Source organism: Colwellia hornerae, assembly GCF_007954355.1.
In the GTDB taxonomy this organism is placed as follows: domain Bacteria; phylum Pseudomonadota; class Gammaproteobacteria; order Enterobacterales; family Alteromonadaceae; genus Colwellia_A; species Colwellia_A hornerae.
In genome coordinates this window covers 173,941-190,144 of the sequence record NZ_VOLR01000003.1, presented here as the reverse complement: position 1 = coordinate 190,144, position 16,204 = coordinate 173,941, and the positions used below count along the sequence as shown (strand labels likewise).

Here is a 16,204-nt window from a genome sequence, read left to right as displayed (position 1 = left end):
GCAGCACGTTTCTAGTTAAAAACGCCTGCTCAAAAGTAACTTGTTTTGCCAGTATTTAATTATTGTTGAAAACGATAAACAGCACCTAAAGATAAAATTTGTGAAAGTTCATCTAATGCCGTGCGTGACTCAATAATTAATTGTGGGTCTCGTAAATCATCTATCACTAGTTTGTCACGATAATGACGATTAACCCAAGTCACTAGTCGGTTATACAATGCTGGTGTTAGCAAGCAGTCAGGATTAACCCCAAGTAACTCCTGCTCGGTGAGCGCAACTCTTAAGCGTAAACATGCTGGACCTCCACCATTTTTCATACTTTCATTTACATCAAAAAATTCAAGATGATTTATTGGGTTATCACCGGCAATTAATGTTTGTAGATAATCATTAACCTGACTATTTTCCTGACAATGCCTAGGGGCAATAATAGCCATAGAATTATCAGCTAAGGTGACAATTTGAGTATTAAACAAATAAGTATTAACCGCGGCTTCAATCGACACTTGCTCGGTTGAAACTTCAAGAAAGTGCAGTTTTTCACCACTATACTTTCGAGTAACTTCGGCTTTGAATGCTGCCGTATTTAAATAGGCTTGTTCATGGTAAAGAAAAACATTCTGGTTACCGACCGCAATCACGTCATTATGAAAAACACCTTGATCGATAATAGCGGGGTTTTGTTGAACAAAAACAGCTTTATCTTCACAAAGACCATGTAATCTTGCGATCGCCTGACTCGCCTCCAACGTTTGACGAGCAGGAAACTTAACGGGTGCTGGTTTATTTCGATTAAAAGCATAACGACCATAAGTAAAGATCTCTATACCAGCATCTCCATAGCCTTCGCATAATCGCGTATGGTTAGCAGCGCCTTCATCACCAAAGTGTTCATTATCGTTAAGGTGCTGATGATGCTGAAAATACTTATCATCGTTGAACATAGCTTTAAGGATTTTACTGGTCGTTTCAGGTTCGAGGGAGCGATGAAACTTATTGGCTAAATTAGCTGAGGTAAAATGTACTTTTTTATCAATGGTATCGGCTGATGGTGAAACGGTTGCTGCATTGGCTGTCCACATCGTTGATGCAGAGCAACAAGCGGCGAGTAGTGTTGGCGAAGCTTTATAAGCTGCTGACAATATTTGCGCATCGCTGCCGTGAAAGCCCAATCTTTTAAGCGTATAGAGGTCAGGACGTTCTTGAGGGGCAAATACCCCTTGTTTTAAGCCCATATCATGCAACGCTTTCATTTTTTTCAAACCTTGCAAGGCTGCTTCTTTAGGGTTTGAGCTGTTATTCGTATTTGATAATGAGGCAACATTCCCCTCAGAAAGCCCCGCATAATTATGAGTTGGGCCCACTAAACCATCGAAATTCACTTCAAAACTTTTCATTATTACCTCAACCTTTTAATCGTTTTTTTAATTTTTTTAACAATATAATAAGATACGCACCAATCAAAATATTGATCATCAATATGTAAAGTTTTTATACTAACGTTTAATTTATCGATAGTAACGGCGGTATTAACTGAACATACCCTGCAACGATATATAATGTAAGTGAAGCGCGTAAGTTATAAACATCAAAAGGGCTTATAAACCTAGTAACACTTATTAATTGTATAAAAATTGATAGATGAAAAAAGTTAATCTATCAGATGAATTTATCTCGCTTGCTGTGACTGACCAATCAATTTACCATTCATTTGTATTTTGAATCTTCCCCGATTCTTAAATAGTACTGCTTATATTGTTTCATTTTAAGGACATCATTTGATGTCCTTTTTTTTTAGCTTTTTTTAGCTAAGCAATAAAATAAGCAGACTTTCCTTTAATGGCTTTTACTTACTGTACCTAACGAATAAATGTCCAACGAATGAGCAGTATTATCTCATTTTATTTTACAGGTGAAAAAAATTGCTCCATCGAATGAATTTATCTCATTTGCTGTGCCTGAGAAATAAATTTACGATGCAGTTGTTTGTTGAGTCGCTCTAATAATAATTTATAGATTCTTTAAAAACACCTGTTTGTATTGGTAAACTGCTATATTTAAGGACATCATTGATGTCCTTTTTTTCTGCTTTAAACTCTATAAATAGATTGTTCTTATCGTGCAAATGATCCAAAGTGGTGCATTTTAAAAATAGCCACTATTTTACTAAAGCAATATAATTAATATTATCAAGTAGTTAAGTTTCGGCATAACTATTGCTGTTGCCATTTGTCTTCATCAATTTATTTTACTCACATGCCTATTCAAACACCCATACGTGGTTTACGGTCATTCTGCGTGGCTTCAAAATGTTTAAGCTTCAAACATGCCGCCGCACAATTGTTTTTAACGCCTTCAGCGGTTAGCCATCAAATAAAACAGCTAGAGGAACAATTAGGTTTTGACCTCTTTAAAAGAGGAACACGTTCAATAGAACTAACCAGTTCAGGGAAACAGTTTTATCAGTCTATTCAACCGATAATTCATCAGCTTGAATCAACAATTTCGGAGTTCACTCACAATCAACAAAATAAAACTATTGTCATTAGTTTGCCTGAATTTTTTGCCAGTGAGTTATTTATTCCCCAGTTAAGTACATGGTCTGAAAAAAACCCAGAAATAAACTTACAATTAGAAACGATAAAATCAGGCAGCGAACCCTCGCAACTCGCTGACTTATCTATAGTCTTAGCGAATGGCAAGCCAAATGCGAGTATTGTTCATGAATTATTCCCTGTGCGTTATACCCCAGCTTGTAATAAAAGACTTTATAAAAAACTTAAAAGCATGGGGACTTTGGCATTAAAAAATACTCCACTGATTTTACATCGCTCTCGTCCTTGGTCATGGCATCAATGGGCCGACAACGTCAATATTGATGATTTTGATCCAAAACAAATTATACAGTTTGACAGTATGTTTGGCGTTGCACGAGCCGCTCAACAAGGAATGGGCATAGCATTAGTGCCTCTTCCGATCAGTAAAACATGGTTTACTGAGCAGTTATTAGTCAAACTCTTCGATGAAGAGCTCAACACTAATGACAAATACTATCTAATCCAACATGAAAATATGGAAAATAAAACTGAGCTAACTTTATTTGCTAATTGGGTGAAAGAAACCTTCGCCAATGACAACGAATAACGAATAACGATGCTAATGACAGATGAAATTTATTCACTCAATACGTTGATTTTAATCGTTTGTCTGGCGAGATGAAAATTTCTATAGTAGACCTGCATCAACCAGATGCGCTTTTAAATAGAGAGAAAAAAATGAAAACTACATTAGCTTTATTAACCCCGTTATTGATAACTTTACTAATAAGTAATCCTGTATCAGCCTTTGAAAGTGACATCGCATTAAAAGTTGCGGTAGTTAAAGATGCCGCAGGTACTCAAGACATTGTTAAAGGCAACTTTAATAAAAGCATTAACAAACTCACCAAACGCCATCAAGATGAAAGTTCGTATAATAGTCATATGAGTTTATGTGTTGCCTATTTGCAAGCTGATAATGCAAAGCAGTCAGAGTCAGCATGCACTGCTGCAATCGACAGCATTGAAGCCATGAACTTAACTAACACCAATGGACTTTACCTTAAGTCATTAAGTTACAGTAATCGTGGTATTTCAAGGTACAAGAACAATAATATTAGCGGTGCCCTAGCAGATTTAAACCAAGCGATATTAATTGATAAAAACACAATTACCTTAGGTAACTTAAAAATTATCAAGCAAAAAGCATATCGGTTAGCATCACTTTCAGAAACCTCACCACTGATTGCAGATTAATCAATAACTTAACACTATTTTTTAGGAAATATATTATGATCAAACGAATGCTAGACAGCGTTTCATCTTTTGCGACTTTAATTGTTAACATCAAACACTTATCTGTGAGTCAGTGGGATATTGAAGAAACAGAAAACAGCCAAGATTTTAACGAAATTCGACAACCAAGGTAAATGAATGGCTTATTTAATAAACGGTAGCAGCGCAACCATAAATCGCTAAATATTTAAGGATATCAATAGCGTTGCTACTTTTACACCCAGCTTACTAATAATATAAACACCAGTAGCTTAACCCTATTCGACTGACTACTCCCCCTGAATAATATTTATCATCAAAGTAGAGTTTAATGAATTATATAAGTGTAATAGATAGATATCATGAATATCACAATGCTATTCATGAATTGATGGCGTCAATCGTTGCCGGTGCATTTGATGAAAACTTTTTTAAAGACGAAATCCTCCTAAAAAATTCAATGAACTGGCTAACTAAACATTACCCTTTTATTGAGTTGATGTTTACTTTAGATCGCGATGGCGTTCAAAGTAGTCAAAATATTGCTAAGCATAATAATATCAATAAAAGTATGGCCGAAGGCCTTGGCATAGACCGCTCTTATCGCCCCTATTATATAAAGGCAGATAAAAATAATACCATCATAGTTACTGAACCTTACTTATCAACCTCTAGCCATAATCTCTGTATTTCTACCTCAATGAAATATGCTAATAAAAATGGCGATGTTATTGGTGTATTGGTGATTGATATTAACTTAGCGCAAGCCATTGAATTTTTAATGGGTGATGTAAAAAGAAAAAAATTCCATCCTTTTTTCGTCAGTGTCTATTCATGTATTGTCGTTGGACTATTCTTTATTGTCGGTATTCTTTTATATTCTGCTGGTAGCGAAATAGTTAATTTATTACTCTCACCAACCCCTGAAGATCTACAAATAAAACCTTTTGGTATTATTATTTTTCTGACCTTAGCACTGGCCATTTTTGATTTAGGCAAAACAACGATAGAAGAAGAAGTGTTAATGCAAAAAGATATATTACGGCATAGTTCAACAAGACGAACAATAACTCGATTTATTGCCACTATCTTAATTGCCGTTTCAATAGAAGCTTTATTGCTGATGTTTAAATCAGTACTCGGCTCACCTGAATACTTAGTTAATGCTGTTGCTATGATGGCAACTTCAGTTGGTTTACTTGTCGGCTTAGGCATTTATGTTTACCTTGGCGCAAAAGCAGAAACCCTCCTAAAAAAATAACGTTTAATCCAGCAAACAAAATAAATATCAAACAAGGTACAGCATAAAATTTAGTTGTTGAAAATAGACAATAACGACGACCACATTTGAAAATTTCGAGGAACTTTCGCCCTTAACAATTTACATCTATCTAACGGCATCTTACGACACTAAGCCACGACTAGTTCAGCAGCTTTCATTATTATTTAATAAGAATAAATAGAAAATATTGATGATTAATGCACTACAGGCTAGTCAAAATTGACTTCAGCGGGTAGAATCTAGCCCATCAATTTATTAAGAACTACGAGATGCATTCAGATGGGCAGAGCATACCAAAATCGCAAATTATCAATGGCGAAAACAGCAGGCGCAAAAACTAAAGTTTATTCAAAATACGGTAAAGCAATTTATGTAAGTGCCAAAGAAGGCGGCGTTGACCCAGACGGTAACCTAACACTACGTGGCTTAATCGAGAGAGCTAAAAAAGATCAAGTACCTACTCACGTCATTGAAAATGCGATAAAGAAAGCATCGGGTGCCGGTGGCGAAGATTTTGTTGCCGCACGATATGAAGGTTTTGGTCCTGGCAACTGTATGGTTATTATTGATTGTTTAACCGATAACGGTAATAGAACGATTAAAGATGTTCGTCAATGTTTTACCAAGACCTATTCTAAAATTGGTTCATCGGGCACCGTTTCTCACATGTTTAATCATCAAGCTGTCTTTGCTTTTCAAGGCGAAGATGATGAAACTGTTTTAGAAACCTTAATGATGGCTGACATTGATGTAACAGATGTTGAACTTGAAGACGGTATCATTACTGTTTATGCACCACATACTGAGTTTTTCAAAATTAAAACTGAATTTGCTAATTCAATGCCAGAATTTGATTTAGAAGTTGAAGAAATCACTTGGGTACCGCAAACGTACACTGAAATTACTGGTGAAGATGACACCGCAAACTTTGAGAAATTTATCGCTATGCTAGATGATTGTGATGATGTACAAAACGTTTATCATAATGCAGATATTGCAGAGTCGTAAAACGAGCAAAGCATAATAAATAAGAGTAAAGCACCTGTTGCAAGGTGCTTAAACTTTATTTAGCCAGTTTTTCCAACATCACATTTACCGCGTCTAAATGATCAGGGTTGTTATGACACATGCCTTGAAACACCGCACAAATATCAAGAAAATCGGGTAAGTCAGTGCGTTGTGCCATTTTCATTAGCCGCTTAGTTAAACGCATTGCCGCCGTTGGTTTACTGGCAATTTCGTTTGCTAGAGTCATCACGTTATCCATTAATAACTCAGCTTCAACAACATTTAACACCACCCCCAGTTCTTTCGCTTCATCAGCATTGATGATTCGGCCGGTAAAAGTTAACTCTGCGGCTTTTTGATAACCGATAACACGTTGCATAAACCATGCACCACCATCACCTGGGATCAGCCCTAAATTAGCAAAGGTTTCGCCAAATTTAGCTTTTGTTGACGCTATGCGGATATCACACATATTAGCGACATCAAAACCTGCACCGATTGCTGCACCATTAACAGCAGCAATTATAGGGACTTCACACTTATGTATTGCCAACGGAATGCGTTGTATTCCTTGACGATAACGTGCTTCAAGCTCTTGAACGTCACCAGCAAAATCACCAGCACGTTCAGCCATATCTTTAATGTTTCCACCCGATGAAAACGCAGAGCCAGCGCCAGTAATAACCAGCACAGCCACATCAGCCGTTTTATTAATCCACTCGACGGTGCTAACAATATCATCAGCAATGGCGGTACTCGTTAACGCATTACGTACGTCATGGCGATTAAAGGTTAGCGTAGCAATATTATTCTCTAGCACGAGTAAACAGTCAGCTAATTGGGGAATACTATCGTTCATCGTTTTTTCTCATCAAGCTTGACTTGCTGCCAATATTCTTCAAGTTTTTCTAGCGAATGTTGTTCAAATTCAACGCCAGAATTTGCTACTTGTTTTTCAACACCATGAAATCGTTTTGTAAATTTATGATTCGCTTGACGCAATAACTGCTCTGGATCTTGTTTGGCATGACGGCAAAGATTAACAACAGCAAACATTAAATCACCCAATTCTTCAGCAAGCGCTTCGGGATTATCTTGCTCAATTTCAACGTGAACTTCTTCGACTTCTTCGACGACTTTAGCAAAGACATCTTCAATGTTATGCCAATCAAAACCGGCATGTGCGCAGCGTTTTTGAATCTTAGCCGCTTGAGAAAGTGCCGGTAAATTTCGCGGAATATCGGCTAAAATACTGATGGGTTCATTGGCGTTTTTTTGTTGTCTTTCTTGCGCTTTTTCATTTTCCCAATTGGCATTGATATCCGCATCAGATGTTAAATTTTTATCGCCAAAAACATGGGGATGTCGACGAATGATTTTCTCACAAATAGCCGCGACGACACTGTCAAAATCAAATTGCTTTTGTTCTTGCCCGAGCTGACTATAGAAAACAATTTGAAATAACAAATCCCCTAATTCTTTTTCTAATTCTGAGAAGTCTTGCTGCTCAACAGCGTCAATGACCGCATCAGCCACTTCATAGGCTTCTTCGATTGTGTGGGGAACTATCGAAGCAAAGTCTTGTTTAATGTCCCACGGGCAGCCTGTTTTAGGATCGCGTAATTGGGTCATGATCCAGCGTAGTTTATTCATTGAAGCTTGTTCAGTTAACATATTTATACGTTTTCCATAAAATAGATAAAATAAAACTAGAGTCGTTTAACCTCTAATACATCATCAAGTTGTAGTAACTTACCAATTAAACGTCCTAATATTTCATTGTTAACAATTTCAATATTTAACAACATAGCCACCGTTTGCTTATTCGGGTCAGAGCGGCTTTCCATGCCAACAATGCTGACGCGTTCATTGGAAACAATTGTAGAGATATCACGCACTAAACCTTGACGGTCACTCGCTATAACTTTCACTGTTGCTAGATAGCTCTGTTGATTTTGCTCACCCCATTGAACTTCTACTTCACGTTCGGGTTGCTGAGTTAACGCATTTGCCAATTGGTCACAATCATTGCGGTGCACCGAAATACCTCGTCCCTGCGTAATAAAACCAGCAATATTGTCGCCTGGCACCGGATGACAACATTTAGCCATATGGGTTAATAAATTACCGACACCAGATACCGTAATGCCATTTGCATCAGCTTGATATTTTTGTTGTGCCTGTTGAGGTTTTACCAAGCTTTGTGGATCAAGCTCTACCGGTGCTTTGTTTCTTTCATCGTGATATTGCAAATGATTAATCACTTGCATTAAACGGGCATTACCTGAACCAATAGCGGCATATAAATCATCAATCGATTTTATATTAAAACGCCTACTCGCTGACATTAAGTCAGTTTCGGTTAAATCGATTTTAGATAATTCTGTCTCTAACTGTTCTTTACCTATGGCAATATGTTTGTCACGGTCGAGTAATCTAAAAAAATGTTGAATTTTTGACCGCGTTCTTGGTGCATGAGTATAATGCAGATTAGGGTTTAACCAATCACGACTCGGGTTAGGTGTTTTACTGGTTAGTACTTCGACTTGATCGCCTGTTTTTAAGCGGTAAGTAAAAGGTACAATACGTCCAGAAACTTTCGCTCCGATGCAACAATGACCTACATTTGAATGAATATAGTAAGCAAAATCTAAGGGTGTAGAGCCAGCAGGTAAATCAATAACATCGCCGTTGGGGGTAAATACATAGATACGGTCTTCAAAGACCTGACTCCTTAATTCATCGAGTAAATCGCCACTTTCGCTAACGTCATCTTGCCATTGTAAAATTTTTCTTAACCAGCTAACTTTTTCATCAAAACCAGTTTTTTTATCATTGTTCTTACTGCCAGTGCTGCCTTCTTTATAACGCCAATGAGCTGCAACCCCCATTTCTGCATCATCGTGCATTTGCTGAGTTCTTATTTGTACTTCTACTGATTTTCCCTCTGGGCCTAATACAACCGTATGAATCGATTGATAACCATTAGGTTTTGGCGTCGCGACATAATCATCAAATTCGTTAGGTAAATGCTGCCAACTGGTATGAACTATACCTAATGCGCCATAACAATCTTGAAGTTTATCGACAACAACCCTCACGGCTCTAACATCAAAAAGTTGTTCAAAATCAAGCGATTTTTGCTGCATTTTTTTCCAAATGCTAAAAATATGCTTGGGGCGACCATACACTTCCCCGGCAATATTTAAATCTTTTAATTGCCCACTAAGATTACTAACAAAATTAGCCATATATTGTTCACGGTCTAAGCGTTTTTCATCTAATTGTTGAGCTATATTTTTATATACAAGGGGATGAAGATAGCGAAAGGAAATATCTTCGAGTTCCCACTTTAATTGACCAATGCCTAATCTATTCGCGAGTGGTGCATAAATATTGGCGGTTTCTTTAGCAGCTAAAACTCGTGTTTCTTCATCAGCATTTTTTACCAGCCGTAAATAACAGACTCGCTCGGCAAGCTTAATAACGACCGCCCGAACATCGTCAACCATGGCAACTAACATTTTGCGAATATTATCGACTTGGTTAGCCGATACTTGATTAGACTGACCTTGCTGTAATGTCTTTATCGCTTGCATTTGGCTAACGCCATTACATAAATCGAGTATTTTCTTAGAGAAATTTTCTTCAATATATTCTAATGAGATACATTGGTATTCGTATAACGGCAGCAAAAATGCCGCGCACAAAGAATCACGGTCTAAATTCAAACTGGCAAGGATTTCGACCATCTCTAAAGACTTAGTCTGACATTCTTGCTGGTCAAGATAAAAGTCACTGACTTGCTGCCAAAGCTTTTCAAGTGCTTGATGCTTTTGTTCGCTAAGCTCCAATGAGCTTAACCACTGCTCAAAGTTTATTTCCGATATTTGATGAGATTTACGTACCGAAACCATAAGAATAACCTACTGAATTTTAGAAAAAACAAGATAAATGTCTACTTCACAAACAATACCATAGTCTCAATATGCTTTGTTTGAGAAAACATATCCATTAAGGATATTTTTTCAATACGGTAACCCTGCGCTAGTAATAATTCACTATCTTTGGCTAAGGTTGTCGGATCACAACTGACATATAGTACGCTGTTAATATTTAAATGTACCAATTGTTGTAACGCTTGATATGCGCCTGCACGTGCCGGGTCTAATAGCAGTTTGGTATATTTTTTATTTGCCCAAACTTCATCTTTCCAATGACTATTTAAGTCAGCTTGATAAAACTCACAATTGCTTAAACCATTTTGCAAAGCGTTTTTATGCGCGTTGCTGACCATAAGTTCAACACCTTCAATACCGACCACTTGTGCAACGTTTTTAGCTATTGGTAAGCTAAAATTACCTAAACCACAAAACAAATCTAAAACAATATCTTGCTTGGTTAAGTTTAACCACTCAATGGCTTGGCTTATCATACTTTTATTGACTTGATGATTGACCTGAATAAAATTATCGCTACTAAAAGAAATAGCAATATTGTCCGCTAATAGATATTGCAAACTTGCTGAAATCGCTTCATCGAGCGGCACTATCTCTTTACCTAAGTCAAAGAGTACATCACAAGAAAAATCCTCACTGAATGCTTGCCAATGACTTTTATCTTGCTTGGTTAGTTGCTCTAATTGGCGCACGACTACCGTCACTTTTTCTGTGGCAATAACTTCAATATGACCGATAGCATTTTTACCTGATAATTTTTTTAGTAAGGCTCTTAGAGGTAAAAATATATTATTTACTGGCTCGATGAGCACAGGGCAACTTTTAATATTAATTAGCTGATTGCTGCCCCGCTGCCTAAAACCAATAATGGCTTGGCCTGCTTTATTATATTGCACACCAATACGGGCCTTGCGGCGATAATGCCAAGGCTGGCTAACGATAGGCGCTTGCCAAGGAAGTGACTGCTCGTGGTTGCTACGCGAAAATAAATCACTGACCTTCTGTTGCTTAAAATCAAGCTGAGCGCTTGCTGATAAATGCTGTAAATCACAGCCGCCACAACTGAGAAAGTGCTGGCACTTAGCGGCAATACGTTGTTTATTAGCAACAGAGACGTCAATTAACTTGCCACGGCTATATTTATTTTTTTGCTCTATAACCTTCACTTTTACAACTTCATCAGGCAAAGCGCCATCAATAAATATAGGCTTTTTATTATACAAACCAACACCACAACCGTTGATATCAAGGCGTGTTACCTTAATGTTAACTTCTTGACCTAATTCTTGTTTTTTAGTCGTTGCTTTAAAAAAGTTCGCCATAACGAAATATACCTGTTAAGTGCTATAAATTTATATGACGATATGCCATTATAAGGTTATTCAAAGTCATGATTTTACACTAAAGTTCAGCAGATAATGCATAAAATAAGTCTGAAAGATTGGGTAATTTTACTTACCATAGTACCAACCACGCTGATCGCTTTCTCGATAGCCAGCTATTTTTCGTATAGCCGTTATAATGAATTAAATACTTTTTTAACACAGCGCTCTGCAAGTATTATTGAACCCTTAGCAATTGCCAGTTCTTTAGGTATGTTAAATAAAGATCGGGTTCAACTGCGTAATTTAATGAATTTCACCCATCGCAGCCAGTCATCTATTATCAAAAGCATTGCTGTTTTCACCAAAGACAACCAAATATTTGTTACCAGCTCTTATCATGGTGACGCCAATTTATTACGCCTTAAAGCGGGGCAAGTTATTCCCAACAGCACTATTTTTTCTAAAAATGGCGATGACTTCATTTTTCACAGCCCTATTATTAATGAAACCGTGATAAATGACGCAACTCGCTCAATGTCTCAAGACAATATTGGCTATATTGCCATGCAAATTGATAGCAGTAATATACGTTTAAAACAACAAGACCAAATGATATTTTCTTTTCTGATTGTCTTACTTGGCAGTGCTTTTAGTGCCTTTTTTTCTTACCGGCTAATTAAAAACTTCACTCGTCCGATAGGCGCGATGGTGCTTGCCGTTGATCGGATCAGAGAAGGTAAATTAGAGAGCCGGGTAACTGGACAGTTAATAGGTGAATTAAACTTTTTGAAAAACGGTGTCAACGCTATGGCACAATCATTAGGTGATTACCAAGAAGAAATGCAAGGCAGTATAGATCAAGCCACTACTGATTTACGAGAAAGTTTAGAACAATTTGAAATACAAAACGTTGAACTTGATATTGCTAAACGAAAAGCACAAGAAGCCAATAGAGTTAAATCAGAATTTTTAGCCAATATGAGTCACGAACTGCGCACACCACTTAATGGTGTTATTGGCTTTACTCGCCAGGTATTGAAGACGCCTTTAACGATTACCCAGCGCGACTATTTACAAACCATAGAGCGTTCGTCAGCTAATTTACTGGCAATTATTAATGATATTTTAGATTTTTCTAAATTAGACGCCGGAAAAATGGTTATCGAAAACATTCCTTTTTCGATGCGAGAAGCGGTTGAGGAAACATTAACATTACTTGCACCAACATCTCACAAAAAAAATATTGAGTTATCTTTACGGGTTAATCCACAGTTACCCGATGCTCTCATTGGTGATGCCATGCGAATTAAGCAGGTCTTGATTAACCTGACCAGCAATGCCATGAAGTTCACTGATAAAGGTTCTGTTGATATTGATGTCGACAGCGAGCGTATTGAAAATAATATTGCGATTTTAAAAGTAACGATTAAAGATACCGGTATTGGTATGAACCATGAGCAACAGAAAACTATTTTCGAGGCTTTTGGTCAAGCAGATAAAAGCGTTACCCGGCTTTATGGTGGTACGGGATTAGGCTTAGTTATTTCGCAACGCTTAGTCACTGAAATGAACGGTAATATGGGATTTTCTACCGAACAAGGTCAAGGTTCAACATTTTGGTTTACTTTTCGTTGTGAAGTAAACCCTATCTCTATTGATAATATTTTTGATAACCACGAATTAGCAGGAAAAAGTGTCCTTTATTTTGAACCTCATACCCACAGTCGCATTGCGACCAGTGAAATTCTTACCGATTGGAACTTGGCTGTTCATCCAGCGCAAAATTTACTACAAGTTAACAATTTACTGAATGAAAAAGCACATTTTGACTTTGCCCTGATAAGTCATGATATAACGCCAACGGCATTAATTGAGTTAAAAGAGCTTATCGCGACATTGTCGAGCAGCGTGACTCAAATTCATTTAGCGATCAACAGTAACTCACCTAATTTACAAGAGGCGTTAATCGCTTGTGGGGCGAAAAGCTGTTTAAGTAAACCTATTACGCCAGAACGATTAAATAAGGTGTTATTACCACGAAATCACCTACTAGACATTATAAGATCAACGTCAGAAGAGAATAAAATTCCAGTTAAAATATTGGCGGTTGATGACAACGAAGCAAATTTAAAGCTCATCAATGAACTTTTACTCGAACAAGTCAATGAAGTTACCACTGTGGTTAATGGTCAAGAAGCGGTAGATATTTGTAAACATGAAAAATTTGCAATGATATTTATGGATATTCAAATGCCTGTCATGGATGGCATATCTGCCCTAAAAAGTATTAAAGCGATCACTTTTAATGACAATACCCCCGTCATTGCCGTAACGGCACATGCCCTTAAAGAAGAGAAAGATAAACTGTTAAAAATGGGCTTTGACTCTTACATGACTAAACCTATTGATGAAGCTATGTTGCGCCATTGTATTTATGAATATTGTGATTTAACACAGCCACAAAATATTAGAAAAATGAAAAACAAAAGTGTCGATAATACATTTTTAAATCAACAAGTCATTGATCCTAACAACGCAACGATTATGCACAGACGAAACCATCAAGTAATTGACTGGCCTTTAGCATTAAAGCGAGCAGGCAATAAAGAAGAACTCGCCCAAGAGATGTTTAAAGGTTTAGTGCAAAGCCTACCTGATACAAAGCTGAACATTTCTGAAGCATTGACTTCACAAGATGTCGAGCAATTGAAAGTACTTATGCATAAGCTCAATGGCGCTTGTTGTTACTCGGGTGTACCAAGCCTAGGACGTGTCGTTCATCAGATAGAAACCGAGCTAAAAGGTGGTGTCACCATTGATGACTTAGAGCCTGAATTTTTTGAATTCTTTGAACACATTGATAATGTGATCAATCAAGCAGCGAAAATTTTTAATCAAAATTCTCAGCCTGATCACTGATAATTATTGATGGTTGGTCTTAGCTAATGAATGGTGTCACTCAGCTTATAGATTTAATAAGCTCCATGACTTAATAAGGCTTGGATAAAGGTGTTAGTGTTTCAGTAAAGTGATGCGGTTTACTCCTATGACAGCGCCTAAGAATCTGTCAAGATTCAAAGGCTGATCAAAGTAATAACTGATTAATATCGGCAACTAAGCTGGTATTGGGTCTTTCAATAACTCGCCCGAGCTCTACTGTTTTACTTTCATCTTGATAAATAATGATGGTTGGCGTGTATTTAACATTATTTGCTTTGGCTAATTGCTGTGGATCTTCTTTTTGGTAATCAAGTGCAATAAGCGTGGCACTAATTTGCTTATTACCTTGCAGCAATTTAAGTAACTTAGGCACTTCACGTTCACTGTCATGACACCAAGTCGCAAAATAAATGTCTATTTTTAACGATTCAGGCCACTGAGCAATAATTTCTTTTTCTTGCTCACTTAATAAAAACTCGTTAAAGTTTTTATTAAAAGCGCTAAAGTCACTCAACAGTTCAGCTTCACTGATCACACCCAGTGCAAAGCCATCGGTATTCTCAGCGTGAACAGATAACGACAGTAGATTACAAAAGACTATGGTGAATACTGTTAATAATAGTTTTTTCATTAGGACTCTGCTTATTTTATCGCCGTCATACTTCAACTTACCTTTTCAGCACTGTTTTGATAGAACGGAGAAATTTAATGTTTTTTTAATTCGTTAGCCTTTAATAACATGGCTTTGCTTTCTTGTAAAAAAATATCTGCATAATCACCAAACCAATCGGAAACTTGGGCAAACATAGTAACAAAAGCATCTTTATCACCCATTTCAACATCTTCTAACAACTCTAAAAACCGATAAGCGAAACGCTTCATCATCGCAACATTATCATGATTTGAAAAAATGATATCGGTATAGAGCACGGGATCTTGGGCAAATAAACGTCCAACCATAATTAACTCTAAACGATAAATAGGCGAACTCATTTCAACGAGTTGCGATATATCAGCCCCTTCAGTCATCAAATGATACCCGTAGGCTATTGTTGAAAAATGTCTCATCACTTGTACCATAGACATTGCTTGATCGTGCGCCAACGCATCGACGGGATAAATCTTTGCTCCCCAGACCTGAAATTGTTTCAGCAACCAATTATATTGCTCGGGTAAACGCCCTTCGCAGGTAATAATTGTTTGTTTAATTAACCCTGACACATCAGGTCCAAACATTGGATGTAAACCAACAACGGGTCCTTGATGTACTTTCATCATTTCATAAAGTGGCATTTCTTTTACACTCGTCACATCAGCTAAAATGCATGTTTTAGGTAAACAAGAGAGCTTTTGAATGATCATTGATGTTAAGCGAATAGGTACTGCCACAATAACGACACCTGCTTGTGCAAGGATATTATCACTATTTGGCCAATCGGCTTGTTCAAGAACGGCTACCTGATAGCCAGAGCGCTCAAATAAATCAACAAACACTTTACCTAACTGACCGTTACCACCGATAACGACTATTTTTCCACTGTCGGTATTGACACATTGATAGCCACTGGCATCTTGACTGATGTAAGAGTCACTCATTAGCCGTCTTAAAATATCTTCAATTAATTCTGGAGACACGCCTGCGTCCATCGCCTGTTGGCGTCGCATAGTCAGTAATTGAGCTTCTCGGTCTGGTGCATAAATCGGCATACCAACCCGACTTTTCAACTCGCCCACTTTAGTAGTAACTCTGCGGCGCTTGGCTAATAGCTCGACTAATTGAGTATCTATTTCATCAATTTCATTTCTCAATGTTGTCAACTGAGGAGCTATGCTTTTCTTATCCATTAATTTACTCATTTACGTTTAGCGTACTCGCCT

The 16,204-nt window shown here is 37.3% G+C and carries 13 protein-coding genes; 6 read left to right on the top strand and 7 right to left on the bottom strand.

Annotated elements, in window-relative coordinates; translation table 11 throughout:
* Nucleotides 1-59 precede the first annotated feature (59 nt).
* The gene (astB, locus tag ESZ26_RS03115; protein WP_146797766.1) at nt 60-1,397 is read right to left on the bottom strand and encodes an N-succinylarginine dihydrolase; all 1,338 of its coding nucleotides are present in this window, start codon (nt 1,395-1,397) and stop codon (nt 60-62) included.
* Nucleotides 1,398-2,262: 865 nt separating this feature from the next.
* On the opposite strand from astB, the gene ESZ26_RS03110 reads away from it, so the two are divergent.
* The 5 genes from ESZ26_RS03110 to ESZ26_RS03095 all read left to right on the top strand — a co-directional run bounded on the left by ESZ26_RS03110 (nt 2,263) and on the right by ESZ26_RS03095 (nt 6,102).
* On the top strand, nt 2,263-3,144 hold the full coding sequence (locus tag ESZ26_RS03110; protein WP_223271539.1) for a LysR family transcriptional regulator: 882 nt from the start codon (nt 2,263-2,265) through the stop codon (nt 3,142-3,144).
* 131 nt (nt 3,145-3,275) lie between these two features.
* Nucleotides 3,276-3,794, top strand: coding sequence for a hypothetical protein (locus tag ESZ26_RS03105; protein WP_146797768.1), 519 nt, complete (start codon nt 3,276-3,278; stop codon nt 3,792-3,794).
* A 35-nt stretch (nt 3,795-3,829) separates the two neighbouring features.
* A complete protein-coding gene (locus tag ESZ26_RS19160) occupies nt 3,830-3,967 on the top strand; it encodes a hypothetical protein (protein ID WP_170246294.1) in 138 nt (45 codons plus the stop codon).
* Between the two features lie 176 nt (nt 3,968-4,143).
* Nucleotides 4,144-5,073, top strand: coding sequence for a PDC sensor domain-containing protein (locus tag ESZ26_RS03100; RefSeq protein WP_146797770.1), 930 nt, complete (start codon nt 4,144-4,146; stop codon nt 5,071-5,073).
* A gap of 300 nt (nt 5,074-5,373) precedes the next feature.
* Nucleotides 5,374-6,102, top strand: a complete 729-nt coding sequence (locus ESZ26_RS03095; protein WP_146797772.1) for a YebC/PmpR family DNA-binding transcriptional regulator — start codon at nt 5,374-5,376, stop codon at nt 6,100-6,102.
* A 55-nt stretch (nt 6,103-6,157) separates the two neighbouring features.
* On the opposite strand, the gene ESZ26_RS03090 is transcribed toward ESZ26_RS03095, so the two are convergent.
* From ESZ26_RS03090 to rlmD, 4 genes are read right to left on the bottom strand one after another with little or no spacing between them, the layout of a single operon-like run.
* On the bottom strand, nt 6,158-6,961 hold the full coding sequence (locus ESZ26_RS03090; protein ID WP_146797774.1) for an enoyl-CoA hydratase-related protein: 804 nt from the start codon (nt 6,959-6,961) through the stop codon (nt 6,158-6,160).
* Nucleotides 6,958-7,776 carry a nucleoside triphosphate pyrophosphohydrolase gene (gene mazG, locus ESZ26_RS03085; protein WP_146797776.1) on the bottom strand — a complete coding sequence of 273 codons (819 nt, stop codon included), beginning with the start codon at nt 7,774-7,776 and terminating at the stop codon, nt 6,958-6,960. Before mazG ends, ESZ26_RS03090 begins: the two co-directional genes overlap by 4 nt.
* A 35-nt stretch (nt 7,777-7,811) precedes the next feature.
* Nucleotides 7,812-10,019, bottom strand: a complete 2,208-nt coding sequence (gene relA, locus ESZ26_RS03080) for a GTP diphosphokinase (protein WP_146797778.1) — start codon at nt 10,017-10,019, stop codon at nt 7,812-7,814.
* Between the two features lie 41 nt (nt 10,020-10,060).
* Complete coding sequence (rlmD, locus tag ESZ26_RS03075) at nt 10,061-11,383, bottom strand: 23S rRNA (uracil(1939)-C(5))-methyltransferase RlmD (RefSeq protein ID WP_146797780.1); 1,323 nt, start codon at nt 11,381-11,383, stop codon at nt 10,061-10,063.
* 96 nt (nt 11,384-11,479) lie between these two features.
* Between rlmD and barA the strand changes: the two genes are divergently transcribed.
* Entirely contained in the window at nt 11,480-14,305 is a 2,826-nt protein-coding gene (gene barA / locus ESZ26_RS03070; RefSeq protein WP_146797782.1) for a two-component sensor histidine kinase BarA, read from the top strand.
* Between the two features lie 166 nt (nt 14,306-14,471).
* Here the strand turns inward: barA and ESZ26_RS03065 are convergent, their stop codons facing one another.
* The gene (locus ESZ26_RS03065) at nt 14,472-14,957 is read right to left on the bottom strand and encodes a thioredoxin family protein (RefSeq protein ID WP_146797784.1); all 486 of its coding nucleotides are present in this window, start codon (nt 14,955-14,957) and stop codon (nt 14,472-14,474) included.
* Between the two features lie 74 nt (nt 14,958-15,031).
* Complete coding sequence (tyrA, locus tag ESZ26_RS03060) at nt 15,032-16,171, bottom strand: bifunctional chorismate mutase/prephenate dehydrogenase (protein ID WP_146797787.1); 1,140 nt, start codon at nt 16,169-16,171, stop codon at nt 15,032-15,034.
* Nucleotides 16,172-16,204: the final 33 nt, after the last annotated feature.